The sequence below is a fragment of the Streptomyces sp. NBC_01707 genome (assembly GCF_041438805.1).
In the GTDB taxonomy this organism is placed as follows: Bacteria; Actinomycetota; Actinomycetes; order Streptomycetales; family Streptomycetaceae; genus Streptomyces.
Genome location: NZ_CP109190.1, coordinates 6,437,319 through 6,461,466, shown reverse-complemented (window position 1 = coordinate 6,461,466; position 24,148 = coordinate 6,437,319). Strand labels below are relative to the sequence as shown.

The following is a 24,148-nucleotide window of genomic DNA, read 5'->3' as shown; positions in this document are numbered from 1 at the left end:
CTTCAGGCCTTCAGAGGTGGCGGCGTCGGGCTGCGACTTGCCGGTCGTAGTCTTCCCGGGCCTTGACCGCCGACGGGCGGGTGGCCGTTTCGGCTACAGGAACATCCCACCACGCCTGCGCCGGAGGGGGGCCCGACACTGTGTCTGCCGTTTCGGTCTCGACGTAGACACAAGTGGGGCGGTCCGAGGCACGCGCGACGGCGAGGGCTTCACGCAGGTCACGTACGGTCTTCGCACGCAGCACCCGCATGCCGAGAGAACCGGCGTTGGCGGCGAGATCGACGGGCAGCGGTGGGCCGGTGAAGCTGCCGTCGGCGGCGCGCTGCCGGTAGGCGGTACCGAAGCGTTCGGCGCCGACCGACTCGGAGAGTCCGCCGATCGAGGCATAGCCGTGGTTCTGCAGCACGACGACCTTGACCGGCAGGTTCTCCTGCACGGCGGTGACGATCTCGGTGGGGTTCATGAGGTAGGTGCCGTCGCCGACGAGCGCCCAGACGGGCCGGCCCGGGGCGGCCAGCTGTACGCCGATCGCGGCCGGGATCTCGTATCCCATGCAGGAGTAGCCGTACTCGACGTGGTACTGGCTGCGGGAGCGGGTCCGCCACAGCTGGTGGAGGTCGCCGGGGAGCGAGCCCGCCGCGTTGATCAGGATGTCGTCGTCGTCGACCAGGGCGTCGAGCAGACCGAGGACCTGGGCCTGGGTGGGCCGCGCAGCCGGGTCGTCCGTGGCGAACGCCGTGTCGACGCGCTGCTCCCAGCGCTCCTTGGCGTCGGTGTACTCGGTCTCGTAGGCGGGGTCGACGCGGTAGTTGCGCTCGTTCAGGGCCTCGGTCAGCGCTTCGAGGGCGGTGCGGGCATCGGCGACGAGTGGGAGCGCGGCGAGCTTGTGGGCGTCGAAGCCGGTGATGTTGAGGTTGAGGAAGCGGACCGCCGGGTTCGAGAAGAGGGTGGCGGAAGCGGTGGTGAAGTCGGAGTAGCGGGTGCCGATACCGATGATCAGGTCGGCGGTGCGGGCCAGTTCGTCGGCTGTCCCGGTGCCGGTGTGGCCGATGCCGCCGACGTCGGCGGGGTGGTCGTGGCGCAGCGAACCCTTGCCGGATTGGGTGGAGGCGACGGGGATCCGGGTGGCGGCGGCCAGTGCGGCGAGGGTCTCCTCGGCCGCGCTGTGATGGACCCCGCCGCCTGCGACGATCAGCGGCCGTCGGGCGGTGCGCACGGTCCGTACCGCCCGTTCCAGTTCCTGGGCGTCGGGTGCGGGGCGGCGTACGTGCCAGACGCGCTCGGCGAAGAACTCCTCCGGCCAGTCGTACGCCTCCGTCTGCACGTCCTGCGGCAGCGCGAGTGTGACCGCGCCGGTCTCCGCCGGGTCCGCGAGGGTCCGCATGGCCTGGAGGGCGGCCGGAACGAGCGCTTCGGGGCGGGTGATGCGGTCGAAGTAGCGGGAGACGGGGCGCAGGCAGTCGTTGACGGAGAGGTCGCCCGCGGACGGGACTTCGAGCTGCTGGAGCACGGGGTCGGCGGGGCGGGTCGCGAAGATGTCGCCGGGGAGGAGGAGGACGGGAAGGTGGTTGATGGTGGCGAGGGCGGCCCCCGTGACGAGGTTGGTGGCGCCGGGACCGATGGAGGTGGTGACGGCGTGCGCGGAGAGGCGGCCGGACTGGCGGGCGTAGCCGACGGCGGCGTGCACCATGGACTGCTCGTTGCGGCCCTGGAGGTAGGGCATGGCCGGCCGGGCGGCTACGGACCCGGGCGCGGCGGCCGCCCCCGTCTCCAGGAGTGCCTGACCGATTCCGGCGACGTTGCCGTGGCCGAAGATGCCCCAGGTGGCGCTGATCAGACGCTGCCGCCGGCCGTCGCGCTCGGTGTACTGGCGGGCGAGGAAGGACACCAGGGCCTGGGCGGTGGTGAGCCTGCGGGTGCTCATCGAGGTGCCTCCTGGGCGGAGAGTCCGGACGTTCCGGAGGGTCCGTGGAGCGGCAGCCGGGGGTCGACCGGCTGGGCGGGCCAGGTGTCGCGGATCCAGCCGTGGTCCGGGTGGTCGCTGATCAGCCACTCCCGCAGCTCTCCCGGGCCCGCCATCACATTGAGGTAGTACAGGGTGTGGCCGGGAGCGGCGATGGAGGGTCCGTGCCAGCCGTCGGGGATCAGCACGGCGTCGCCGCTGCGGACTTCGGCGAGGAGGTCCGTACCCCCGGGCCGGGACGGGGACACGCGGTGGTACCCGAGGCCGGGCCGGCCCTGGTTCTCCTCGATCTCGAAGTAGTAGATCTCTTCGAGGACGGACTCGGCGCCGGGGCGGTACTCGTCGTGCTTGTGCGGCGGGTAGGAGGACCAGTTGCCGCCGGGGGTGAGGACCTCGACGGCGATCAGCCGGTCGCAGTCGAATGTGTCGGCGGCGGCGAAGTTGTTGACCTGGCGCGAGCAGTTCCCCGCGCCGCGCAGCTCGACGGGTACCTCCGGCGCGGGGCCGTAGCGAGCGGGGAGTCGTCGCTCGCACTTCGCTCCTGCCAGGGCGAAGCGGCCTCCGGCGCCGGAGGAGATCTGGGTATGGGCGTCACGCGGTACGTACGCGAAGTCGGAGACCCCACTGAACACGCTTTCCCGGCCCAGCAGTTCAAAGATCTCACCTGAGGTGTGCACCGTACAGCCACCGGTCAACGGCAGGATGATCCATTCACTCTCCCCGGTGGCCAGCGTGTGAACACCACCCGGCGGCAGCTCCACCACGCGCAGGCTCGACCGGTCCCAACCGGCCCGCTTCGGGTCGATGTCCAGGGCATACGGTCCGTCGGCCGCGCTGCCGGCGGGCAGATGCCGCTCGTGCGACGGTCGGTCGCGCACGCCTTCGTCCTTGTCCGTAGTCATGCCCTCTCCCATACCCGTCCCTGCTCCCTCGCTACAGCAGCGCCACGGCCGTGTCGACAGCTCCGGCCACATCGCCGTCGACCGGATAGAGCAACGACCGCCCGACCACCAGCCCTTGGACGGTGGGGAGTCGGAGCGCGCTGCGCCATCTCTCGTACGCACCCTCCTGGTCGCCGCCCACCTCGCCGCCCAGCAGCACGGCGGGCAGCGTCGATGTCTCCATCACACGCGCCATGTCGTCGGGGTTCTCGGTGACGGGGACCTTGAGCCAGGTGTACGCGGAGGTGCCCGCCAACCCCGAGGCGATGGCGATCGACGTCGTCACCGCCGCCGCGCCGAGGTCGTTGCGGACCTTGCCGGCGACACGGCGGCAGAGGAACGGCTCCACGAAGACCGGCAGCCGGTGCGCGGCCATGGCGTCGATCGCGCGAGCGGTGGCATGCATCGTGTCGAGGGAACCGGGGTCGTCGTAGTCGATACGGAGCAGCAGCTTGCCCGCGTCGAAGCCGAGCCGGGCGAGGTCGTCGGGACGGTGGCCGGTGAAGCGGTCGTCGAGTTCGAAGGAGGCGCCCGCGAGTCCGCCGCGGTTCATCGAGCCGACGACGACCTTGTTCTCCAACGCGCCGAGAAGCAGCAGGTCGTCGAGGATGTCGGCGGTGGCGAGGACGCCGTCGACGCCGGGACGGGAGAGGGCGAGGCAGAGCCGCTCCAGGAGCTCGAACCGGTTGGCCATGGCCAGTTCGTGCTTGCCGACGGCGAAGGAGCCGCGCGCCGGGTGGTCCGCAGCGATGATCATCAGGCGGCCGCTGTCGCCGACGAGGGGCCGCCTTCTGCGCCGGGCGGCGACCTCGGTGACGGCCTCGGGGTGGCGCACGCGCAGCCGGACGAGGTCGGAGACGGAGGAGGCCGCAGGCGTCATGAGCCCGCCCCGGGTCCACCGGCGGTGACGGCGCCCCGGACGAGCGCCTCTTCCACCTCGTACGGGAACGGCATGGCCGGCGAACAGGCGAGCCGGGACGCGACGATGGCACCGGCGGCGTTGGCGTACCGCATGACACGCTCGGTCTCCCAGCCTGCGAGCAACCCGTGGCAGAGCGCACCGCCGAACGCGTCTCCGGCGCCGAGGCCGTTGACGACCTCGACGGGCAGGGGCGGGACGTCGGCGACGGTGCCGTCGCGGTGGACGGCGAGGACACCCTTGGGGCCCTGTTTGACGACGGCGAGTTCGACCCCGGCGGCAAGCAGGGCGCGAGCGGCCGTGTACGGCTCCCGCTCCCCGGTGGCGATCTCGCACTCGTCGAGATTGCCGACGGCAACGGTGGCGTGCGCAAGGGCCTCGCGGTAGCGGGCTGAGGCGGTGGGGTGGGCGGGGCGGTCCGCGCCGGGGTCGTCGGTCCAGAACATCGGGCGCCAGTCCAGGTCGAAGACCGTGAGGGGTCCGGGGCCGGGTCCCTGCTCACCGCGGGACCGCTCCCGGGCCTCGCTCCGGGCGCGCAGCGCCGCCAACGTGGCCGTGCGGCTCGGTTCCGCGCACAGGCCGGTGCCCGTCATCCAGAAGACCCGGGCCGCGCGGATCGCGTCGAGGTCGAGTTCCGCTTCGTGGATCTCCAGGTCGGGCGCCTTGGGCCGGCGGTAGAAGTAGAGCGGGAAGTCGTCCGGCGGGAAGATCTCACAGAAGGTCACCGGGGTCGGATAGGCGTCGACCGACGTCACCCATCGGTCGTCCACCCCGAACTCCCGCAGCTGCTGGTGGAGATAGTCCCCGAACGCGTCCCGGCCGGTGCGCGTCACCACCGCCGTCCGCCTGCCGAGCCGGGCCGCCGCCACGGCCACATTGGTCGGTGAGCCACCGAGAAACTTTCCGAATGTGTCGACCTGAGCCAGTGGCAGACCGGTCTGGAGCGGGTAGAGGTCCACCCCGATCCGCCCCATGGTGATCACGTCGTACATCTCAGGCATACGCGTCCCTTCGACCGGCGACCGGAGCGGCTGCCCCCAGGTCTAGCCCTCTCTCCGGAAGCCTGTCAACATTTTGTCCGGACATAAGGACGAAGCCTTGACACCCGTCTCCCGAGGCCGGGAGTGTGGGCGATATGACCTCTTCAGCATCTGCTCCGGCCCGCATCCGCATCGGCTCGGCACCCGACTCCTGGGGGGTCTGGTTCCCCGACGATCCCCAGCAGGTGCCATGGCAGCGCTTCCTCGACGAGGTCTCCGAGGCCGGTTACGAATGGATCGAACTGGGCCCCTACGGCTACCTCCCGACCGACCCGGCCCGCCTCGCGGACGAGACCCGCCGCCGCGGCCTCACCGTCTCCGCGGGCACCGTCTTTACCGGATTGCACCATGGACCGGCCGTCTGGGACCGGACCTGGGCGCATGTCGCCGACATCGCGGCGCTCACCCGGGCGATGGGCGCCGAGCATCTGGTGGTCATCCCGTCGTTCTGGCGCGACGACAAGACCGGTGAGGTCCTGGAGGACCGCACGCTCACCGCGGAGCAGTGGCGCGACCTCACCACCCAGACGGAGCGGCTGGGCCGCGAGGTACGGGACCGGTACGGGCTGCGTATCGTCGTCCACCCTCATGCGGACACCCATGTCGACAGCGAGGAGAACGTCAGCCGGTTCCTCGACGCCACGGACCCCGACCTGGTCTCCCTCTGTCTCGACACCGGTCACTACGCCTACTGCGGCGGTGACAGCGTCAAGCTGATCGAGACCTTCGGCGAGCGGATCGGCTATCTGCACCTCAAGCAGGTCGACCCGGAGATCCTGGCCCAAGTCGTGACGGACGAGGTGCCGTTCGGACCCGCCGTGGCGCGCGGGGTGATGTGCGAACCACCGAACGGCGTACCCGCCCTGGGGCCTGTGCTCGACGCCGCCCGCCGGCTGGACGTCGATCTGTTCGCGATCGTCGAACAGGACATGTATCCGTGCCCGCCCGAGAAGCCGCTGCCGATCGCCCGTCGCACCCGAGACTTCCTCCGCTCGTGCGGCACCCCGGTGCGGTCACCCGACACGCCGAGCCGCCCGGGGAAGTGACGTGGGGGCGGATTGCGGTGTTGTTCTCGGCGAGAAGAGGGTGCGGCCCCACCGCACCCCTCGACCGATCGAGGAGCAACTCACCGTGATCCGAAATGCGTTCCGCGCCCACAGGACTGCCGGGGCCTCCGCCCTGCCCGCATTCGCCCTGGCCGCCGCCCTCGTCGCAGCCCCGGCCGCCTCGGCCGCCCAGCAGGAGCCTGCACCGCCGCTCGCACCGCCCGGCGCCGGCGCGGTCTGCGCGTTCTACTTCGGCAACGAGCCGACCCTCTACGGCGATCAGGGCGACCGGGCCTCGGAGGTGCAGTGCCTGCTGGCCAACCGCCGCTATCTGCCGTGGAGTGAGGTCGACGGCACCTTCGGACCGACGACCCTCGCCGCCGTCCAACACTTCCAGGCGGACCACCCGCCGCTCGTTCCGAGCGGCCTGGTCGGACCGCGGACCTGGTCGGCACTCTGGAGTGCTTAGTCGAATTCGACCCCAATGCACGCCTTCTGTCACAGAGATCACCCCCTCGTCACACATGTCTCCGTTACGCGGGTCTTCCGTCACAGGCGCTCGACAGCCCCTCTCCGCCGCTCACTCCGCGTCGTTCACCGAACACAGGCTGAGTGATCGTCGGCGTGCGCACCGCGGCTCCCCCGACGGCCCCCCGACTGCCGCTGCGGTGCAGAGAGGTGTCACTTATGACGGACAGAAGGCTCTGGTCCTACAAGGACATTGCAGCGCACATCCGGGTGCAGCCGGACACCGTCCGCTCGTACCGCAAACACGGGCTGCTGCCGGCGCCGGACCACGTGGAGGGCGGTAAGCCCTACTGGTACGCGGACACCGTCCGCGCCTGGGTCGCGTCACGCCCGGGCAATCGGGGCCGCAGGGACTGACACCTCCTCCTTGCAGCCCCGTTTCCGTTCCGGCCCCGTCCGGCGATCGGCCTCCGTGATCCGCCGACGTCGTACGGGGCCTCCGTCCTCGCCGGCCCGGGCGGGCGCGGCTACTTCGCCGGTTCGATGATCGTCACCCCTGCCCCGGGGCCCGTTCCCATCGCGGCGAGCGCCGCCGGGGCGGCCTCCAGCGCGATGGTGGAGGTCACCAGCAGGTCCGGGCGCAGGATGCCGGCCCGCACCATGTCCATCATCGGCGGGTAGTCGTGTGCGGCCATTCCATGGCTGCCGAGGATCTCCAGCTCCAGGCCCGTCACCCGCGACATGGGGACGACAGGGTCACCGGCCGCCGTGGGCAGCAGACCCACCTGTACATGGCGGCCCTGCCACCGCAGGCTCCGGACCGAGGCGGCGCAGGTGACCGGGGAGCCCAGCGCGTCGAGCGACAGATGGACACCGCCGCCCGTCAGTTCGCGCACCGCTTCGCCCGCGCCACCCGGATGGGCGGACGCGTCCACGCACGCCACCGCCCCGAAGGCCCGCGCCAGTTCGAGCGCGCGAGCCGAGACATCGACGGCGACCACCCGTGCCCCACAGGCCACCGCGATCATCACGGCCGACAACCCGACCCCGCCACAGCCGTGCACCGCGACCCACTCCCCCGGCCCCACCCTCCCCTGACCGACGACGGCCCGGAACGCCGTCGCGAACCGGCAGCCGAGACCTGCCGCCGTCGCGAACGACAGCTCCTCGGGCACGGCGACCAGATTGACGTCGGCCTGTTCCAGCGCCACGTACTGGGCGAAGGACCCCCAGTGGGTGAAACCGGGCTGGGTCTGCCGCTCGCAGACCTGCTGGGCCCCGGCCGCACAGGCGGAGCAGCGGCCACAGGCACAGACGAACGGAACGGTGACGCGGTCGCCCGGCCGCCAGTTGACGACTGTGCTCCCGACCGCCTCGACCACACCGGCGAGTTCATGACCGGGCACATGCGGCAGGGTGATGTCGGGGTCGTGCCCCATCCAGCCGTGCCAGTCGCTGCGGCACAGCCCGGTCGCCTCTACGCGGACCACGACGCCCTGGTCGGAGGGGACTGGATCCGGCACGTCCCGCACCCCGGCGATCTTCCCGAACTCCTCGAACACCACAGCCCGCATCGGCCCCGCCTCTCGTCGCACCCACCGGCCGTCGCCCGGCCTTCCATCGGACCGCCCACCGGGCCGGCCATCGGGTCGCCGAATCTACGCCCCGGCGGTGATCTTGTGGGCCGCCCGTCGCATCGGAGCCGGTCGGCGATGCGACGGGCGGATCCTTCCGGATTCCGCCGGATGGCCCACACCAATCGCCGAAAGCGCGCCCCGCCTCGCATTCATACCCCCTAGGGGTATAAAGTATGAGTGTTGGGGTGCACCAGCATTCCCGGGAGCCCCTGGCGTCACACCGAGACGTACGCGTCGAAGAGGAGAACACCATGACCGCCGAGATCCAGCTCACCCAGGCCACCGGCTCCTGCTGCTCGCCGAGCGGCTCCTGCCACGACGGTACGGCCGCCGAGGCCACGACGGGCCGGGTCACCACCGTCTACCAGGTGACCGGCATGACCTGCGGGCACTGCGAAGGCGCCGTCTCCGAGGAGATCTCCGGCATCGAGGGCGTCACCTCGGTGAAGGCCGTGGCCGCCACCGGCCAGGTGACCGTGGTCTCCGAGACGCCCCTGACCGAGGGCGCCGTGCGCGCCGCGGTCGACGAGGCGGGTTACGTACTCGTCGGCCAGGCCTGAATACGGTCCCGGCCCACCTCGACACTCCTGCACAAACCCGCGCAACTGCGCACCTTTCGCACCACCCGCACCACCCCTTTGCCGCCGGGCCGGACCGACCAGCAGATACTGGCAGGCACGGCCCGGTCGGCATTTCAGGAGTTCGGACATGTACAGCGCAACAGAGGCCGAGGCCCCGGCAGCCGCGAGTTCGGAGGCCGAGCTCGTGATCGGTGGGATGACCTGCGCCTCGTGCGCGGCCCGCATCGAGAAGAAGCTCAACCGGATGGACGGCGTCACCGCCACCGTCAATTACGCGACCGAGAAGGCCCGCGTCGAGTTCGGTGCCGGCACCCGGCTCGACGACGTGATCGCCACCGTCGAGAAGACCGGCTACACGGCCCAGCCGTTGCGGCGGCCCGCACCGACGCCCCCACTCCCCTCGCCCGTACCGCCGCCCGCGACCGAGCGGACGCCTCGGGCCGACGACGCGCGCCCCACCGAAAAGGCGGTCACCGAAGCCGCGGACACCGACGACCCGGCGGTGGACGCCACACCCCTCGCCCGCCCCGCGGACACTGCGGACGTCGCGGACACCGACGCCGCCGACACCCTCGCCGCCCTGCGTCAGCGCCTCGTCGTCTCGGCCGTCCTCGCCGCCCCCGTCGTCCTCCTGGCCATGGTCCCCGCCCTCCAGTTCGACAACTGGCAGTGGCTCTCCCTCACCCTCGCCGCCCCCGTGGTCGTCTGGGGCGGCCTGCCCTTCCACCGCGCCGGCTGGACCAATCTCCGGCACGGCGCCGCCACCATGGACACCCTTGTCTCGATGGGAACCCTTGCCGCCTTCGGCTGGTCGCTCTGGGCGCTGTTCTTCGGCGACGCCGGTATGACGGGGATGCGGCACGGCTTCGACTTCACCGTCTCGCGCGCCGAGGGCTCCTCGACGATCTATCTGGAGGTCGCCGCCGGGGTCATCACCTTCATCCTGCTGGGCCGCTATCTGGAGGCGAAGTCCAAGCGGAAGGCCGGTTCCGCCCTCCGCGCGCTGATGCATCTCGGGGCCAGGGACGTCGCCGTCCTCCAGGGCGGTACGGAGGTGCGCATCCCCGTCCACCGGCTGACCGTCGGGGACCGTTTCGTCGTCCGTCCCGGCGAGAAGATCGCGACCGACGGCGCCGTCGTCGAGGGCGTCTCGGCGGTGGACGCGTCGATGCTCACCGGCGAGTCGGTCCCGGTCGATGTCGGAGTCGGTGACGCCGTCACCGGTGCCACGCTCAACGCGGGCGGCCGGCTCGTCGTCGAGGCGACCCGGATCGGTGCCGACACCCAGCTGGCACGGATGGCCAGGCTCGTCGAGGACGCACAGAACGGCAAGGCGGCGGCCCAGCGGCTCGCCGACCGGATCTCTGCGGTGTTCGTGCCGGTCGTCCTGCTGATCGCACTGGTCACCCTGGTCGTCTGGCTGCTCCTCACTTCCGACGTGACGGCCTCCTTCACCGCAGCCGTCGCCGTACTGATCATCGCCTGCCCCTGCGCCCTCGGCCTCGCCACGCCCACCGCCCTCATGGTCGGCACCGGCCGCGGCGCACAGCTCGGCATCCTGATCAAGGGACCCGAGGTCCTGGAGACCACCCGCCGTATCGACACGATCGTCCTGGACAAGACCGGCACCGTCACGACCGGCCGGATGACCCTCCAGGACGTCCACGCCACGGCCGACACCGACACCACACAGGTCCTGCGCCTGGCCGGCGCCCTGGAACACGCCTCCGAACACCCCATCGCCCGAGCAGTCGCCACCGGCGCCCGCGACCGAACCGGAACAGCACTCCCCGTCCCCGAGGACTTCGCCAACCTCCCCGGCCTCGGGGTGCGCGGCACCGTCGACGGCCATCAGGTCCTCGTCGGGCGCCCCAAGCTCCTCACCGACGCCGGAATCGGCGTCCCCGAGGCACTCTCCGACGCCCTCGCGGACGCGGCGGATCGGGGGCGTACGGCCGTCGTCGTCGCCTGGGACGGTGAGGCGCGCGGTGTCCTCGGGGTCGCCGACGCGATCAAGGACTCCAGCGCGGCAGCAGTGGCCGACCTGCGCGCTCTCGGCCTGCGGCCGGTGCTGCTGACCGGCGACAACCGGACCGTGGCGGACAGCGTGGCCCGTGCCGTCTCCATCGACGAGGTCTACGCCGAGGTGCTGCCCGAGGACAAGGTGAACGTCATCGAGCGGCTGCAGGCCGAGGGCCGCTCGGTCGCGATGGTCGGCGACGGCGTCAACGACGCCGCCGCCCTCGCCACGGCGGATCTCGGGCTGGCGATGGGTACCGGTACGGACGCGGCGATCGAGGCGAGCGACCTCACCCTCGTTCGTGGAGATCTGAAGGTGGCCGCCGATGCCATCCGACTCTCGCGGCGGACACTGGCCACCATCAAGGGCAACCTCTTCTGGGCCTTCGGCTACAACGTGGTCGCCCTACCCCTTGCCTCATTTGGCCTGCTCAACCCTATGATTGCTGGAGCGGCGATGGCGTTCTCATCGGTCTTCGTCGTGACGAACAGCCTGCGACTGCGCTCCTTCACATGATTTCCACAAAGAGATTTAGATCACATTGGTTTTGGGGTAACCATTCAGCAGGTTCGAGAGTCTTAGAGTGCGATGCCAAGGATGTCTTGGGGGACGTCCAGCGAAGCGTCTTGGGGGACGCTTCAGGCAAGCGTTGGCCGGGGCACGTGCACCGGGGAGCTTTGAGCGGCCCTCCCGTGCGTACGTACCCCGGCGGACCGCCATGAGGAACAGAGCGGTACAGCGCAGTGGTACGAGGAACACCCAGGAGCTTCGGCTCCCGCAGACGCCCGGCCGGATCCCGTGGGGGGAATCCGCTCCGGGATATGGGAAGCGCCTCGCTGTCGACCCGTGGGGGGATCGATGGCGGGGCGCTTCTCGCATTCTGTACGGATGCCCGCCGGACCGGGGCAGGCGCGCTGCCCGGGCAAGCAAATCGCCCCGGACACCGCGCTCTGTGCGAAGCGCGGTACGCGGGGCGAAGGCAACCGGCCGCCGAGGCCGGGGTGGTACCGGGGCGCTACGAAGCTCAGCGACCCTCGACCGGGACGAAGTCGCGCAGGACCTCACCGGTGTAGATCTGGCGCGGGCGGCCGATGCGGGAACCCGGCTCCTTGATCATCTCGTGCCACTGGGCGATCCAGCCGGGGAGCCGGCCGAGCGCGAAGAGCACGGTGAACATCTCGGTCGGGAAGCCCATGGCCCGGTAGATCAGACCGGTGTAGAAGTCCACGTTGGGGTAGAGGTTGCGCGAGACGAAGTACTCGTCGGAGAGCGCGTGCTCCTCCAGCTTGAGCGCGATGTCGAGCAGCTCGTCGGACTTGCCGAGCGCCGACAGCACGTCGTGGGCCGCGGCCTTGATGATCTTGGCGCGCGGGTCGAAGGACTTGTAGACGCGGTGGCCGAAGCCCATCAGCCGGACGCCGTCCTCCTTGTTCTTCACCTTGCGGATGAAGGAGTCGACATCGCCGCCGTTGGCCTGAATGCCCTCGAGCATCTCCAGCACCGACTGGTTGGCGCCACCGTGCAGCGGGCCCCACAGCGCCGAGATGCCGGCGGAGATCGAGGCGAACATGTTCGCCTGCGAGGAGCCGACCAGGCGCACGGTGGAGGTCGAACAGTTCTGCTCGTGGTCCGCGTGCAGGATGAGCAGCTTGTCGAGCGCGGAGACGACGACCGGGTCCAGCTCGTACTCCTGGGCGGGGACCGAGAAGGTCATGCGCAGGAAGTTCTCGACGTACCCGAGGTCGTTGCGCGGGTAGACGAAGGGGTGCCCGATCGACTTCTTGTACGCGTACGCGGCGATCGTCGGCAGCTTGGCCAGCAGACGGATCGTCGAGAGGTGACGCTGCTCCTCGTCGAACGGGTTGTGGCTGTCCTGGTAGAACGTGGACAGCGCGCTGACGACCGAGGACAGCATGGCCATCGGGTGCGCGTCGCGCGGGAAGCCGTCGAAGAACCGCTTGACGTCCTCGTGCAGCAGCGTGTGCTGGGTGATCTCGTTCTTGAAGGTCGACAGCTCGTCGACCTTGGGAAGCTCGCCGTTGATGAGGGTGTACGCGACCTCGAGGAACGACGAGTGCTCGGCGAGCTGCTCGATGGGATAGCCGCGGTACCGCAGGATGCCCTGCTCACCGTCGAGATAGGTGATGGCGGATTTATAGGCGGCGGTGTTGCCGTATCCGCTGTCCAGCGTCACCAGGCCGGTATTCGCCCGGAGCTTCCCGATGTCGAAGCCCTTGTCGCCGACGGTGCTGTCGATCACCGGGTAGGTGTACTCGTCATCGCCGTACCGCAGTACTACAGAGTTGTCGCTCACGTCATCCCTCACCGACGTAGTGCCTCTTCTTCGAGGTTCCCTGACTGTCTCCACCCTCCCCCATTTGGCTCAGGAGAGTGCACTCGGGGTCGTCCATTGGACCTACTCACGGCACTCAGTGCCGCGAACTTACTCATCCTGCCCCCTTGACTCCGGTTCCGGAAGGCCTCCGTGATGTTTCCCACCGATTTGATCGATCATTTTTTCGGGGGATCCTCCGCCGGAGCCACCACGCAGCCGGTAATCCAGCGCCGTACAGCGCCTGCCTGCGGAAACTGTCCGGACCGCCTGGCCGATCGCCTGCCGTGAGCCGACCAACACGACGAGCTTCTTGGCCCTCGTCACGGCCGTGTACAGCAGGTTTCGCTGGAGCATCATCCAGGCGCTCTTCGTGACGGGGACGACGACGGCCGGGTACTCGCTGCCCTGGGAACGGTGAATCGTCATCGCGTACGCGTGGGCCAGCTCGTCCAGCTCGTCGAAGTCGTACGGGATCTCCTCGTCCTCGTCCGTCAGGACCGTCAGTTTCTGCTCGTCCAGGTCGAGCGAGGTGACGACGCCGACCGTGCCGTTGAAGACGCCGTTCTCGCCTTTGTCATAGTTGTTTCGGATTTGGGTCACCTTGTCGCCGACACGGAAGACCCGGCCGCCGAACCGCTTCTCGGGCAGGTCGGGGCGGCCCGGGGTGATGACCTGCTGCAGCAGGCCGTTGAGGTGGCCGGCCCCGGCCGGGCCGCGGTGCATGGGGGCGAGGACCTGCACGTCACGCCTGGGGTCGAGGCCGAATCTGGCCGGGATACGGCGGGCCGCGACGTCCACCGCGAGTACGCCCGCCTCCTCCGTCTCGTCCTCCACGAAGAGGAAGAAGTCGTCGAGGCCCTGGGTGAGGGGCGGCACTCCGGAGTTGATCCGGTGCGCATTGGTGACGACGCCGGACTTCTGGGCCTGGCGGAAGATCGTCGTCAGCCGGACCGCCGGGACGGGGCCGCCCTCGGCGAGCAGATCGCGCAGCACCTCCCCCGCGCTCACCGACGGCAGCTGGTCGACGTCCCCGACGAGCAGCAGATGGGCACCGGGTGCCACGGCCTTCAGGAGCTTGTTGGCCAGCAGCAGATCGAGCATCGACGCCTCGTCGACGACGACGAGGTCGGCGTCCAGCGGACGGTCCCGGTCATAGGCCGCGTCCCCGCCCGGTTTGAGCTCCAGCAGCCGGTGCACGGTGGACGCCTCGGCCCCGGTCAGCTCGGACAGCCGCTTCGCCGCCCGCCCGGTGGGCGCGGCCAGAACGACCTTTGCGCGCTTGGCGCGGGCCAGTTCGACGATGGAACGGACGGTGAACGACTTCCCGCAGCCGGGTCCACCGGTCAGCACTGCCACCTTCCGGCTGAGCGCGAGCCGGACGGCGGCCTCCTGCTCGGGGGCGAGCGTCGCCCCCGTACGGCCCGCCAGCCACGTCAGCGCCTTGCCCCAGTCCACGTCCTGGAAGGCGGGCATCCGGTCCTCGGGCGTCCGCAGCAGTCGCTGCACCTGGGCGGCCAGGGCGACCTCGGCACGGTGGAACGGCACGAGGTAGATGGCGGTGATCGGCTCGCCGCCCTCGGGCGACGGCACCTTCTCCCGTACAACTCCCTCGGGATCCTCGGCCAGTTCGGCGAGGCACTCGATGACCAGTCCCGTATCGACCTGGAGCAGCTTGACCGCGTCGGCGATCAGCCGCTCCTCCGGGAGGAAGCAGTGCCCCTGGTCGGTGGATTGCGACAGCGCGTACTGCAGACCGGCCTTGACCCGCTCCGGGCTGTCGTGCGGGATACCGACCGCCTGCGCGATCTTGTCGGCGGTGAGGAAGCCGATGCCCCAGACGTCGGCGGCCAGCCGGTAGGGCTGGTTCTTGACGACGGAGATCGACGCGTCCTCGTACTTCTTGTAGATACGGACGGCGATGGACGTCGAGACACCGACACCCTGGAGGAAGACCATGACCTCCTTGATCGCCTTCTGCTCCTCCCAGGCGGCGGCGATCATCTTCGTCCGCTTCGGCCCGAGCCCGGGAACCTCGACGAGCCGCTTCGGCTGCTGCTCGATGATGTCGAGCGTGTCGACGCCGAAGTGGGTGGTGATCCGGTCGGCCATCACCGGGCCGATGCCCTTGATCAGTCCGGAGCCGAGATAGCGGCGGATCCCCTGGATCGTGGCGGGCAGCACGGTCGTGTAGTTCTCCACCGTGAACTGCTTGCCGTACTGGGAGTGCGAGCCCCAGCGCCCCTCCATCCGCAGCGACTCGCCGACCTGCGCTCCGAGCAGCGAGCCGACCACCGTGAGGAGATCACCGCCACCCCGACCCGTGTCGACGCGGGCGACCGTGTACCCGTTCTCCTCGTTGGCGTACGTGATGCGTTCGAGCACACCTTCGAGGACGGCCATGTTGGACATACCCCGACGGTATCGGGCGGCACCGACAGTCCGAGGGCGGAGTCACGGACCACAGCCTCGGCAACGACCTCGGCGACATCGGCCGCACCGGAGACAACCTCCCGGACAGCAACATCGGCGACAACCTCCCCGGCGCTCACGCCGACGACCTCGGACACGGCCTCTCAGCCAGCCACAAACCGCCCACCGGCGGTCATGGGGACAGCGCAAGCAGCAGTGGCCATGACCGTCCGGGTGGCACCGGTCACGATGGACCGGCCGGCGGTGGCCACACTCCAGGTGGTCAAGGGGATCACCACGTGCCGGGCGACCCCGGAGCCGACGTCCCGGCCCCATCCCGCGGAGATCACCTCGGCGGTCCGGACCTCGACTCGACGGCCGCCGACCTCGGGTCGGTGGGTGACGACGTCGGTGATCTGGCTGACGACGCGGCAGAGGCCGGGGGCGACGCGGGCACGCCTTACATCCATGGCCCCGACGGTGGTTGGGGAGGTGCAGGCTGGGCCGAGAGGCCCTCGGATTACGCGGCCGGGGTGTACGAGTCGCTTCGGGCTACGCCCAACCACATCGACGTTCCGCAGATGTCGAAACACACCGGTGTCGACGAGTCCGTGCTCCGGCAGGTGAAGAGCCACATGATCCGGTCTCAGCACGACGTGATCGTTCAACCCGGCGAGTGGAAGCGTGGACGGTTCACACCTCGCGACGACATCGCAGACCTGTGGGACGGTGCGCGTAAGGGCACCCTGGATGCGGGCCAGATCAAGGAATTCAAGCACTTGATGACACACGAGTACGTGGAAAGCCAGCTGATGAAGGCCGGTCTACCGTACCTCTGCGATGAGACGGGGCTGTGGCGCAAGGACCCCGACGGGACGTTCGGCAGGAACTCGCCGAAGAGTCTGAGTGCAGCCGGCGCACATGACTTGGCGCCGAACCCCGCGAGGGGTGGCTTCGGGACAGCGTGGCAGAAGCTCGGCCTGAGGCACCCCAAGACGGTCCTGGCCGAGGATTTGTCCAATATCGATAGCTTCGTGAACGATGTCGTTCAGGAACTGCGAGCGAAGGGACTGAACCTCAAGTGACTGACCATCCTTCACGCACGGCGTTGGAGCGACTACGCGCCATCGACTGGAGCGACGACTCCAAGGCATTCGAACACACAAATTCGCGTGCCCTGTTGATGCGGGAGTACCTGCGCCGCGCGGCCCTGTGGGCACGGGCCTACGGTGCCGAGCAGTCCTGGCCGTTCTTCGACATCGCCGAGCATGTCGAGCCTGCGGTTCAGACGCCGCCTGAAGTCGCAGCCGCTCTGGCAGAGGTCCTGAGCGGGCTCGGCCCCGCCTCCCTCAGGACCACGTGCCGAGGTGTGGTCCGGTGGGAGGTGTTGAGGGATGCCCAAATCGAGTGGCCGGGTGATCTGCCGGATCCCTACGAACCGCTTCTGCTCATGTACGAGCGCGGCGGGGGCTATTTCCTCGAGGAGTACATCGACCTCAGCGGCGTGATGATCCGGCTGGGAAATGTGGAGAGCAATCTCTCCGCCACCCCCTTCCTCACCCTCGCGCCCACGACTCTCGATGCTCTGGATGCCGAGGGCGAGATCACGTACTTCGCGAAGATCGACGAGGGCCACCCCAGGAACAGCCCGCACGGCATCGTCCGGCGCCGAGTTGAGAACGACCGGACGCATGACGAAGCCTTCACCAGCAATCTCCGCTGGGAGCCGACCGATTACCTCAGGCTGTACGACCTCGGACAGAACGACACCGACCACGTCGAGATCCTCGAGACCGAGGCCGCCGCGTTCATCGAATCCGTGACGAAGAAACTCACCGGACCCCGCTGACCTGGGCGCTCCGTCGCGCGCCCGGATTCGACAGGGTGCAGCACGAACGCGCGGCAGGACGACAAGGAAGGGTTCCGGACGGGGTTCCTGTGTCCGAAAGCGGAACGGGTCGGCCAAACGGCCGGACCACATGAAGACCGCGCAGCGCAACGCGCTTCCTGGACGCTGCGCCGAATCGGCCGTGGCTGCCCGTCCGGCCATGGGCGCTCGTCGCTGCACGAGACGAAGCCCGTACGACGCCTGCCGGATGGTGTGGACAGCCGGCCGAGGTAACACGAATCGACATCGGCGACCCCGACGTCGATATGGATCGGGGGCGACGCGTGCTGTACCGGGGGGAACTCCCGACGGGCGAGACCGAAGAACGCCTGGAGGGGACAGCCCTGCGCGGGGCTTCCTATAGGGGTTTCCAAAGAGTGGCACCCGGACGGCACGCTCGCCGCTGAGCGCGCGTTCGTCGAGGACGAATTGACCTTGCTGGCGGATCGCAAGTGGGCCGAAGAGGGCCGGCAGACGAAGAACTGGCGCAAGGACGAGGGATAAGCCTCTCGCCTGGCATGAGCGGAGTCACCGGACCGGCTCGTCTCTCCTCTGGGCGGCGGCCGGTGACTTCCCGCCGGCGCCCTGCGTCTCGGAGCCCACTCCCTCGAGCTCCGCCGGGCCGCTATTCGAATGGGTCGATCGCGCTTTCATTGCACCGCGCTTTTCATTCATTACACGGGCGAACAGAGCGCTCCCCCTTGTGCGGTACAAGGCGATATACCTATGTCCGTTTTGGGACTATTTGACACTTCTGTCGTGTGATGTGAGCGATATGACGCGCGTCACTATGATACGACCTAGTAGGACAAAGGGCCCACTCCATGACCTGTTTACGGCAACTTCGTCCCTGTTGTCCGTTCCATGTACGTATCCCGATAGTAAATAAGGTCATTGACCGGAAGTTTGAACTCGCTTAACAATTCTTGGCATCCCCACGGGAGAGGTAATTCCGATGCAGATCCCCGCGATGTCCAAGAAGTTCGCTCACATGACCCAGATCAAGAAGATCACGCTGGGCATGGTCACCGCCGGTACCGCGATCGCCGCCTGCACCGTCGCCGGTGCCCCGGCCGCCTCGGCAGCCACCCCCGCCCAGTCCACCGGCAACGTCAGCACCTGGATCAACCAGTCGCTGGAGATCATGCACGCCAAGGGCATCCCAGGCTCCTACAACGGCATCTACCGCAACCTGATGCGTGAGTCGAGCGGCAACCCGAACGCGATCAACAACTGGGACTCCAACGCCGCCAAGGGCATACCGTCCAAGGGCCTGCTCCAGGTCATCGACCCGACCTTCAAGACGTACCACGTGGACGGCACCTCGTGGAACATCTACGATCCGGTCGCCAACATCACCGCCGCCTGCAACTACGCGGCCCACCGCTACGGCTCGATCGACAACGTCAACTCGGCCTACTGATCAGCCGGCGCCGAAGCCGGCCCACGACGGCTGCCGAACCGGCCCGGTCCGGGCCGGCCGGTTGCCGGAGGCCGGCGAAACAGGCCCGGTAAAGCGAAATGGGGCCCGGTCCAAGACCGGGCCCCTCTCGCTTTCCCCCACCCTCATCAGGGCTTCCCGATCCCCCCGGATCCCTCCCCGGAAGCGCCCGACGCAACATACGACCCGGCAGGCCACCGAAGGGTTGCACGCCTTTACGATCTCTTTGCCCGGTCGCCTCGCACCCGCTCTCAGCAGGCGTGCTCGACGTACCGGGCCGCGACCTCCGCGAGAACTTCGGCGCCGTCGCGCGCCCACAGGCCCTCGTTGAAGATCTCCACCTCGATCGGACCGGTGAAGCCGGTGGCCTCGACCATCTCGCGGAACGCGCGGAAGTCGACGCTACCGTCGCCCAGTTGGCCCCGTCCGACCAGTACGCCCGCCGGGAGCGGGGTGATCCAGTCCGCCAGCTGGAACGAGTGGATACGGCCGCCCGCACCGGCCCGGGCGATCTGGGCGGCCGCCTGGTCGTCCCACCAGATGTGGTACGTGTCGACGACCACGCCGACCTGCTCCGCCGGGAAGCGCTCGGCGATGTCCAGGGCCTGGGACAGGGTGGAGACGACGCAACGGTCCGAGGCGAACATCGGGTGCAGCGGTTCGATCGCCAGGCGGACGCCTCGTTCCTGCGCGTACGGGCCCAGCTCGGCGAGCGCTTCCGCGATGCGTCCGCGGGCGCCGTGCAGGTCGCGGCTGCCCGCCGGGAGGCCGCCGGAGACCAGGACCAGGGTGTCGGTGGACAGCGCCGCCGCCTCGTCGATCGCGGCGCGGTTGTCGTCCAGGGCGCGGGCCCGTTCGGCCGGGTCGAGTGCGGTGAAGAAGCCGCCCCGGCAGAGGCTGGTGACGGAGATCCCGGCGTCGGCGAGGAGTTGGGCGGTGCGCTCGACTCCGTAGCCCTGGACGGGGGCCCGCCACAGACCGACCTTGTCGATGCCCGCCTTGACGCAGCCCTCGGTGAGCTCGGGCAGCGACCACTGCTTGATGGTCTCCTGGTTGATGCTCAGACGCGACAGATCCGTCATCGGACACCTCCGTTGACCGTGAGCAGGGCGCGCATCCGGGATTCGGCCAGCTCCGGGTCGGGGAACAGGCCCAGCCGGTCGGCGAGTTCGTACGCCTTCGCCAGGTGCGGAAGCGAGCGGGCGGACTGGAGGCCGCCGACCATCGTGAAGTGGTCCTGGTGGCCTGCCAGCCAGGCGAGGAAGACCACGCCCGTCTTGTAGAAGCGGGTGGGCGTCCGGAAGAGGTGCCGGGACAACTCGATGGTCGGGTCGAGGAGTTCCCGGAAGCCCTGGACGTCCCCGGTGTCCAGGACGCGGACCGCGTGGGCGGCCAGCGGACCGAGCGGGTCGAAGATGCCGAGCAGCGCGTGGCTGAAGCCGCGGTCGTCGCCCGCGATCAGTTCGGGGTAGTTGAAGTCGTCGCCGGTGTAGCAGCGCACCCCACCGGGCAGGCGGCGGCGTACGTCGATCTCACGCCCGGCGTCGAGGAGCGAGATCTTGATGCCGTCGACCTTGTCCGGGTGTTCCGCGATGACCTTCAGGAACGTGTCGGTTGCCGCGTCGAGGTCCGTCGAACCCCAGTAGCCCTCCAGAGCCGGGTCGAACATCGGGCCGAGCCAGTGCAGGACGACCGGCTCCGAGGCCTGGCGCAGCAGGTGTGCGTACGTCTCCAGGTAGTCCTCGGGGCCGTTCGCGGCGGCGGCGAGGGCGCGGGACGCCATCAGGATGGCCTGGGCGCCGCTCTCCTCGACCAGGGTGAGCTGTTCCTCGTACGCGGCCTTCACCTCGCCGAGCGTGGCCGGGCCGGCGGCAAGTTGGTCGGTACCGACGCCGCAGGCGATCCGGCCGCCGACCGCCTTCGCCTCGGCGGCGGAGCGGCGGATCAGTTCGGCGGCGCCCGCCCAGTCCAGGCCCATGCCGCGCTGTGCGGTGTCCATGGCTTCGGCGACGCCGAGGCCGTGCGACCAGAGGTGGCGACGGAAGGCGAGGGTGGCGTCCCAGTCGACAGCGGCGGGGCCGTCGGGGCTGACATCGGCGTACGGGTCGGCGACGACATGCGCGGCGGAGAAGACCGTACGGGAGACGAGCGGTGACCCGCCCGGGGCGAGGTCGAGCGGGGTGGTGCGGGGCTCGTAGGGGCCCTGCGGGAGGTGGATCGTCACAGCGTCAGCTCCGGTACGTCGAAGCGCCGGCCCTCGGCGGAGGACTTGAGCCCGAGCTCGGCGAGCTGCACGCCGCGGGCACCGGCCATCAGGTCCCAGGTGTACGGCTCGTCGAGCACGATGTGGCGCAGGAAGAGCTCCCACTGAGCCTTGAAGCCGTTGTCGAAGACGGTGTTGTCGGGGACTTCCTGCCACTGGTCGCGGAACGGCTCGGTGACCGGGAGGTCGGGGTTCCAGACCGGCTTGGGCGTGGCCGAGCGGTGCTGGACGCGGCAGTTACGGAGGCCGGCGACGGCGGAGCCGTGGGTTCCGTCGACCTGGAACTCGACGAGCTCGTCGCGGTTGACGCGCACGGCCCAGGAGGAGTTGATCTGGGCGACGGCGCCGCTCGCCAGCTGGAAGATGCCGTAGGCGGCGTCGTCGGCGGTGGCGGCGTACGGCTTCCCCTGCTCGTCCCAGCGCTGCGGGATGTGCGTCTGGACATGCGCCTGTACGGTCGTGACCTGGCCGAACAGCTCGTGGAGTACGTACTCCCAGTGCGGGAACATGTCGACGACGATGCCTCCGCCGTCCTCGGCCCGGTAGTTCCAGGACGGGCGCTGGGCCTCCTGCCAGTCGCCTTCGAAGACCCAGTAGCCGAACTCGCCGCGCACGGAGAGGATCTCGCCGAAGAAGCCGCCGTCGATGAGGCGCTTCAGCTTCAGCAGACCCGGCAGGAAGATCTTGTCCTGGACGACGCCGTGCTTTATCCCGGCGTCGCGGGCGAGGCGGGCCAGCTCCAGGGCGCCGTCCACGTCGGTCGCGGTGGGCTTCTCGGTGTAGATGTGCTTGCCCGCGGCGATCGCCTTCTTGATCGCTTCGACCCGGGCCGAGGTGACCTGGGCGTCGAAGTAGATGTCGATCGACTCGTCCGCGAGGACCGCGTCGAGGTCGGTCGACCACTCGGTCAGGCCGTGCTGAGCGGCGAGTTCCTCCAGCGCGTGCGCGCGGCGGCCGACGAGGACGGGTTCGGGCCACAGCACCTCGCCGTCGCCGAGGTCGAGGCCGCCCTGCTCGCGGATCGCGAGGATCGAGCGCACCAGGTGCTGCCGGTATCCCATGCGACCCGTGACGCCGTTCATGGCGATGCGCACTGTCCTGCGTGTCACGAAGTTCCTCCATACAGCCGTAGCAAGCGCTTTCTATGCGATATGACGCTAGCCTGCCGACAGCGGCCTGGACAAGAGGGCCCGCTCCAAAACCCTCGGAGGAAGCGATGACAGTCACCCTGGCGGATGTGGCGGCTCGCGCCCGGGTGTCGCCCGCCACCGTCTCCCGCGTGCTCAACGGCAACTACCCGGTCGCGGCATCCACCCGGGAACGGGTGCTGCGCGCGGTGGACGACCTCGACTACGTACTGAACGGACCGGCCAGTTCACTCGCCGCCGCCACGTCCGACCTGGTCGGCATCCTGGTCAACGACATCGCCGACCCGTTCTTCGGAATCATGGCCGGGGCTGCGCAGACCGAGATCGGCGGGCCGGGCGACGGCTCCGGACGCGCCGGGGGCGAGAAGCTCGCCGTCATCTGCAACACCGGCGGCTCCCCCGAACGCGAACTCACCTACCTCACCCTGCTCCAGCGTCAGCGCGCCGCAGCCGTCATCCTCACCGGCGGCGCCGTGGAGGACCCGGCGCACCAGGCCTCGATGAACGCGAAGCTGGCGAAACTCGCGGACGCGGGGACCCGGGTGGTGCTGTGCGGGCGGCCCCCGCTGCCGGAGGGCGAGACGATCGTGGCGGCGCTCGCCTTCGACAACCGGGGCGGTGGCCGGCGCCTCACCGAGCATCTGCTCTCGCTCGGCCACCGGCGGATCGGTTATGTCGCGGGCCCACCGGAGCGGACGACGACCCGTCACCGGCTGGAAGGCCACCGCGAGGCGATGCAGGATGCCGGGCTGGGCGGCGACGAGGAGCGCCTCACCGTGCACGGCCCGTACGCCCGCCGCTCCGGTTACGACGCGACGCTCGAACTCCTGCGCCGGGAACCGGAGGTGACGGCGATCGTCGCCGCCAACGACACGGTGGCCCTGGGCGCGAGCGCGGCGATCCGGGACCGCGGCTTCCGCATCCCCGAGGACATCTCCGTGGCAGGCTTCGACGACCTGCCGTTCTCGGTGGACGCGGTCCCTGCCCTGACGACCGTACGACTGCCGCTGTTCGAGGCGGGGGCCCGGGCGGGCCGGCTGGCGATGGGCAAGGAGACCCCGCCGCCGGGTGGCATCGCGACGATCGCGGCGGAACTGATGGTCCGGGGGTCGACGGCGCCGCCGCGGAAGTGACCCGGCCGGGTTCCGCCGCCGGGTCGGGGGTACGCGTACTGCGTGCCGTGGGCCGATGATGTGCGGGCCGCTCTCCGGTCCGTACGGTGCAGGGGCACGTACCGACGGAAGGAAAACGCACGTGAAGCTCGCTTTCTCGACCCTCGGAGTGCCGGGGATGCCGGTCGCCGACGTCATCCGGCTCGCCGTCGAGCACGGCTATCAGGGGGTGGAGCTGCGCGCCCATCCCGAGGAGCCGGTGCACCCGGGGCTCTCGTCGGCCGAACGCGCCGGTGTGGCCGACGAGTTCAAGCGGGGCGGCGTCGAGATCCTGACCGTAGCCGGGTACGTCCGGGTCGCCGCCGAGGGGGACGACCAGCCGGTGCTGGACGAGCTCGTCGGCCTGGTGGAGCTGGCGCGGGATCTCGGCGCGTCGAATGTCCGGGTCTTCCCCGGCGGTGGCGGGCTGGACCCGGACACGGCCGATGCGAACGCCGCCCGCAGGCTGGGCGCGGCCGCTCCGTACGCCGCCGATCTGGGCGTGCGGATCCTCCTGGAGACCCATGACTCGCACCGGGCCGGGGCCGCCGTGGCCCGTGTCGTGGGGACGGTCGGGCACCGGCAGGTCGGTGCGCTGTGGGACGTCATGCACACCTGGCTGGCCGGCGAGGAGCCGGTCGCGAGCCATGCGGTCCTCGCCCCGCACCTGGGATACGTACAGGTGAAGGACATCGCGTCGGCGGACGACCTCACTCCGCTGCCCCTCGGCGCCGGGGTGCTGCCGCTCCGGGCCTGCCTGGACACCCTGGACCCGGACAGCTGGGTCTGCTGGGAGTACGAGAAGCGCTGGCACCCGGGCGCGGCCGACCTGCCCGGGCTGCTGAGCGCGGGACGCGACCATCTGCTGCGGCTGGGCGCGCCGAAGGAGTAGGTGCCC

20 protein-coding genes are annotated in these 24,148 nt (G+C 69.6%); 10 read left to right on the top strand and 10 right to left on the bottom strand.

What is annotated here, in order from left to right:
- Positions 1 to 10: 10 nt before the first annotated feature.
- The 4 genes from iolD to iolC are packed head-to-tail and all read right to left on the bottom strand — an operon-like array spanning position 11 to position 4,824.
- Complete coding sequence (gene iolD, locus OG963_RS29000) at positions 11 to 1,924, bottom strand: 3D-(3,5/4)-trihydroxycyclohexane-1,2-dione acylhydrolase (decyclizing) (RefSeq protein WP_093774187.1); 1,914 nt, start codon at positions 1,922 to 1,924, stop codon at positions 11 to 13.
- A complete protein-coding gene (iolB, locus tag OG963_RS28995; protein ID WP_093774827.1) occupies positions 1,921 to 2,865 on the bottom strand; it encodes a 5-deoxy-glucuronate isomerase in 945 nt (314 codons plus the stop codon). Before iolB ends, iolD begins: the two co-directional genes overlap by 4 nt.
- Before the next feature lie 31 nt (positions 2,866 to 2,896).
- Complete coding sequence (locus tag OG963_RS28990; protein WP_319736212.1) at positions 2,897 to 3,784, bottom strand: deoxyribose-phosphate aldolase; 888 nt, start codon at positions 3,782 to 3,784, stop codon at positions 2,897 to 2,899.
- Complete coding sequence (iolC, locus tag OG963_RS28985; RefSeq protein ID WP_093774183.1) at positions 3,781 to 4,824, bottom strand: 5-dehydro-2-deoxygluconokinase; 1,044 nt, start codon at positions 4,822 to 4,824, stop codon at positions 3,781 to 3,783. The genes OG963_RS28990 and iolC overlap by 4 nt, the downstream gene beginning before the upstream one ends.
- Positions 4,825 to 4,958: 134 nt before the next feature.
- On the opposite strand from iolC, the gene OG963_RS28980 reads away from it, so the two are divergent.
- The 3 genes from OG963_RS28980 (at position 4,959) to OG963_RS28970 (ending at position 6,794) form a co-directional block, all read left to right on the top strand.
- Positions 4,959 to 5,909 carry a sugar phosphate isomerase/epimerase gene (locus OG963_RS28980; protein WP_093774181.1) on the top strand — a complete coding sequence of 317 codons (951 nt, stop codon included), beginning with the start codon at positions 4,959 to 4,961 and terminating at the stop codon, positions 5,907 to 5,909.
- 85 nt (positions 5,910 to 5,994) lie between these two features.
- Entirely contained in the window at positions 5,995 to 6,378 is a 384-nt protein-coding gene (locus OG963_RS28975) for a peptidoglycan-binding protein (RefSeq protein ID WP_371799627.1), read from the top strand.
- A 218-nt stretch (positions 6,379 to 6,596) separates the two neighbouring features.
- Positions 6,597 to 6,794, top strand: a complete 198-nt coding sequence (locus OG963_RS28970; RefSeq protein ID WP_030935124.1) for an AlpA family transcriptional regulator — start codon at positions 6,597 to 6,599, stop codon at positions 6,792 to 6,794.
- Positions 6,795 to 6,904: 110 nt separating this feature from the next.
- Here the strand turns inward: OG963_RS28970 and OG963_RS28965 are convergent, their stop codons facing one another.
- Positions 6,905 to 7,951, bottom strand: coding sequence for a zinc-dependent alcohol dehydrogenase family protein (locus OG963_RS28965; RefSeq protein WP_371799626.1), 1,047 nt, complete (start codon positions 7,949 to 7,951; stop codon positions 6,905 to 6,907).
- 314 nt (positions 7,952 to 8,265) lie between these two features.
- On the opposite strand from OG963_RS28965, the gene OG963_RS28960 reads away from it, so the two are divergent.
- Entirely contained in the window at positions 8,266 to 8,574 is a 309-nt protein-coding gene (locus tag OG963_RS28960) for a heavy-metal-associated domain-containing protein (RefSeq protein ID WP_093774175.1), read from the top strand.
- 148 nt (positions 8,575 to 8,722) lie between these two features.
- Positions 8,723 to 11,131, top strand: coding sequence for a heavy metal translocating P-type ATPase (locus OG963_RS28955; protein ID WP_371799625.1), 2,409 nt, complete (start codon positions 8,723 to 8,725; stop codon positions 11,129 to 11,131).
- Between the two features lie 508 nt (positions 11,132 to 11,639).
- Here OG963_RS28955 and OG963_RS28950 read toward each other — a convergent pair.
- Complete coding sequence (locus OG963_RS28950; protein ID WP_030935925.1) at positions 11,640 to 12,929, bottom strand: citrate synthase; 1,290 nt, start codon at positions 12,927 to 12,929, stop codon at positions 11,640 to 11,642.
- A gap of 129 nt (positions 12,930 to 13,058) precedes the next feature.
- A complete protein-coding gene (locus OG963_RS28945; RefSeq protein ID WP_371799624.1) occupies positions 13,059 to 15,359 on the bottom strand; it encodes an ATP-dependent RecD-like DNA helicase in 2,301 nt (766 codons plus the stop codon).
- A 299-nt stretch (positions 15,360 to 15,658) separates the two neighbouring features.
- Between OG963_RS28945 and OG963_RS28940 the strand changes: the two genes are divergently transcribed.
- The 3 genes from OG963_RS28940 (at position 15,659) to OG963_RS28930 (ending at position 18,670) form a co-directional block, all read left to right on the top strand.
- Positions 15,659 to 16,444, top strand: a complete 786-nt coding sequence (locus OG963_RS28940; protein WP_371799623.1) for a hypothetical protein — start codon at positions 15,659 to 15,661, stop codon at positions 16,442 to 16,444.
- Positions 16,441 to 17,208 (top strand): hypothetical protein, encoded by a 768-nt coding sequence (locus OG963_RS28935; protein ID WP_371799622.1) that lies wholly within the window; start codon positions 16,441 to 16,443, stop codon positions 17,206 to 17,208. Before OG963_RS28940 ends, OG963_RS28935 begins: the two co-directional genes overlap by 4 nt.
- Before the next feature lie 994 nt (positions 17,209 to 18,202).
- Positions 18,203 to 18,670: a transglycosylase SLT domain-containing protein gene (locus OG963_RS28930; RefSeq protein WP_371799621.1), complete on the top strand. Its 468-nt coding sequence runs from the start codon at positions 18,203 to 18,205 to the stop codon at positions 18,668 to 18,670.
- Between the two features lie 269 nt (positions 18,671 to 18,939).
- On the opposite strand, the gene OG963_RS28925 is transcribed toward OG963_RS28930, so the two are convergent.
- Genes OG963_RS28925 through OG963_RS28915 form a run of 3 tightly spaced genes read right to left on the bottom strand, consistent with a single transcriptional unit; the run spans position 18,940 to position 22,060 of the window.
- Positions 18,940 to 19,770 (bottom strand): sugar phosphate isomerase/epimerase family protein, encoded by an 831-nt coding sequence (locus OG963_RS28925; RefSeq protein WP_371799620.1) that lies wholly within the window; start codon positions 19,768 to 19,770, stop codon positions 18,940 to 18,942.
- Positions 19,767 to 20,912 carry a dihydrodipicolinate synthase family protein gene (locus OG963_RS28920; RefSeq protein ID WP_371799619.1) on the bottom strand — a complete coding sequence of 382 codons (1,146 nt, stop codon included), beginning with the start codon at positions 20,910 to 20,912 and terminating at the stop codon, positions 19,767 to 19,769. Before OG963_RS28920 ends, OG963_RS28925 begins: the two co-directional genes overlap by 4 nt.
- Positions 20,909 to 22,060, bottom strand: coding sequence for a Gfo/Idh/MocA family protein (locus tag OG963_RS28915; protein WP_093930516.1), 1,152 nt, complete (start codon positions 22,058 to 22,060; stop codon positions 20,909 to 20,911). Before OG963_RS28915 ends, OG963_RS28920 begins: the two co-directional genes overlap by 4 nt.
- Positions 22,061 to 22,167: 107 nt before the next feature.
- Between OG963_RS28915 and OG963_RS28910 the strand changes: the two genes are divergently transcribed.
- Both OG963_RS28910 and OG963_RS28905 read left to right on the top strand, forming a co-directional pair.
- On the top strand, positions 22,168 to 23,232 hold the full coding sequence (locus OG963_RS28910) for a LacI family DNA-binding transcriptional regulator (RefSeq protein WP_093930515.1): 1,065 nt from the start codon (positions 22,168 to 22,170) through the stop codon (positions 23,230 to 23,232).
- A gap of 121 nt (positions 23,233 to 23,353) precedes the next feature.
- Positions 23,354 to 24,142, top strand: coding sequence for a sugar phosphate isomerase/epimerase (locus OG963_RS28905; protein ID WP_093777002.1), 789 nt, complete (start codon positions 23,354 to 23,356; stop codon positions 24,140 to 24,142).
- Positions 24,143 to 24,148: the final 6 nt, after the last annotated feature.

Excerpts from the sequence above, each read along its gene's own strand:
- OG963_RS28910 (WP_093930515.1), top strand. The coding sequence starts at position 22,168 with ATGACAGTCACCCTGGCGGATGTGGCGGCTCGCGCCCGGGTGTCGCCC.
- OG963_RS28945 (WP_371799624.1), bottom strand. The coding sequence starts at position 15,359 with ATGTCCAACATGGCCGTCCTCGAAGGTGTGCTCGAACGCATCACGTAC.
- iolD (WP_093774187.1), bottom strand. The coding sequence starts at position 1,924 with ATGAGCACCCGCAGGCTCACCACCGCCCAGGCCCTGGTGTCCTTCCTC.
- OG963_RS28925 (WP_371799620.1), bottom strand. The coding sequence starts at position 19,770 with ATGACGGATCTGTCGCGTCTGAGCATCAACCAGGAGACCATCAAGCAG.
- OG963_RS28960 (WP_093774175.1), top strand. The coding sequence starts at position 8,266 with ATGACCGCCGAGATCCAGCTCACCCAGGCCACCGGCTCCTGCTGCTCG.
- OG963_RS28990 (WP_319736212.1), bottom strand. The coding sequence starts at position 3,784 with ATGACGCCTGCGGCCTCCTCCGTCTCCGACCTCGTCCGGCTGCGCGTG.
- OG963_RS28980 (WP_093774181.1), top strand. The coding sequence starts at position 4,959 with ATGACCTCTTCAGCATCTGCTCCGGCCCGCATCCGCATCGGCTCGGCA.
- OG963_RS28930 (WP_371799621.1), top strand. The coding sequence starts at position 18,203 with ATGCAGATCCCCGCGATGTCCAAGAAGTTCGCTCACATGACCCAGATC.
- OG963_RS28970 (WP_030935124.1), top strand. The coding sequence starts at position 6,597 with ATGACGGACAGAAGGCTCTGGTCCTACAAGGACATTGCAGCGCACATC.
- iolB (WP_093774827.1), bottom strand. The coding sequence starts at position 2,865 with ATGACTACGGACAAGGACGAAGGCGTGCGCGACCGACCGTCGCACGAG.
- OG963_RS28955 (WP_371799625.1), top strand. The coding sequence starts at position 8,723 with ATGTACAGCGCAACAGAGGCCGAGGCCCCGGCAGCCGCGAGTTCGGAG.
- OG963_RS28965 (WP_371799626.1), bottom strand. The coding sequence starts at position 7,951 with ATGCGGGCTGTGGTGTTCGAGGAGTTCGGGAAGATCGCCGGGGTGCGG.
- iolC (WP_093774183.1), bottom strand. The coding sequence starts at position 4,824 with ATGCCTGAGATGTACGACGTGATCACCATGGGGCGGATCGGGGTGGAC.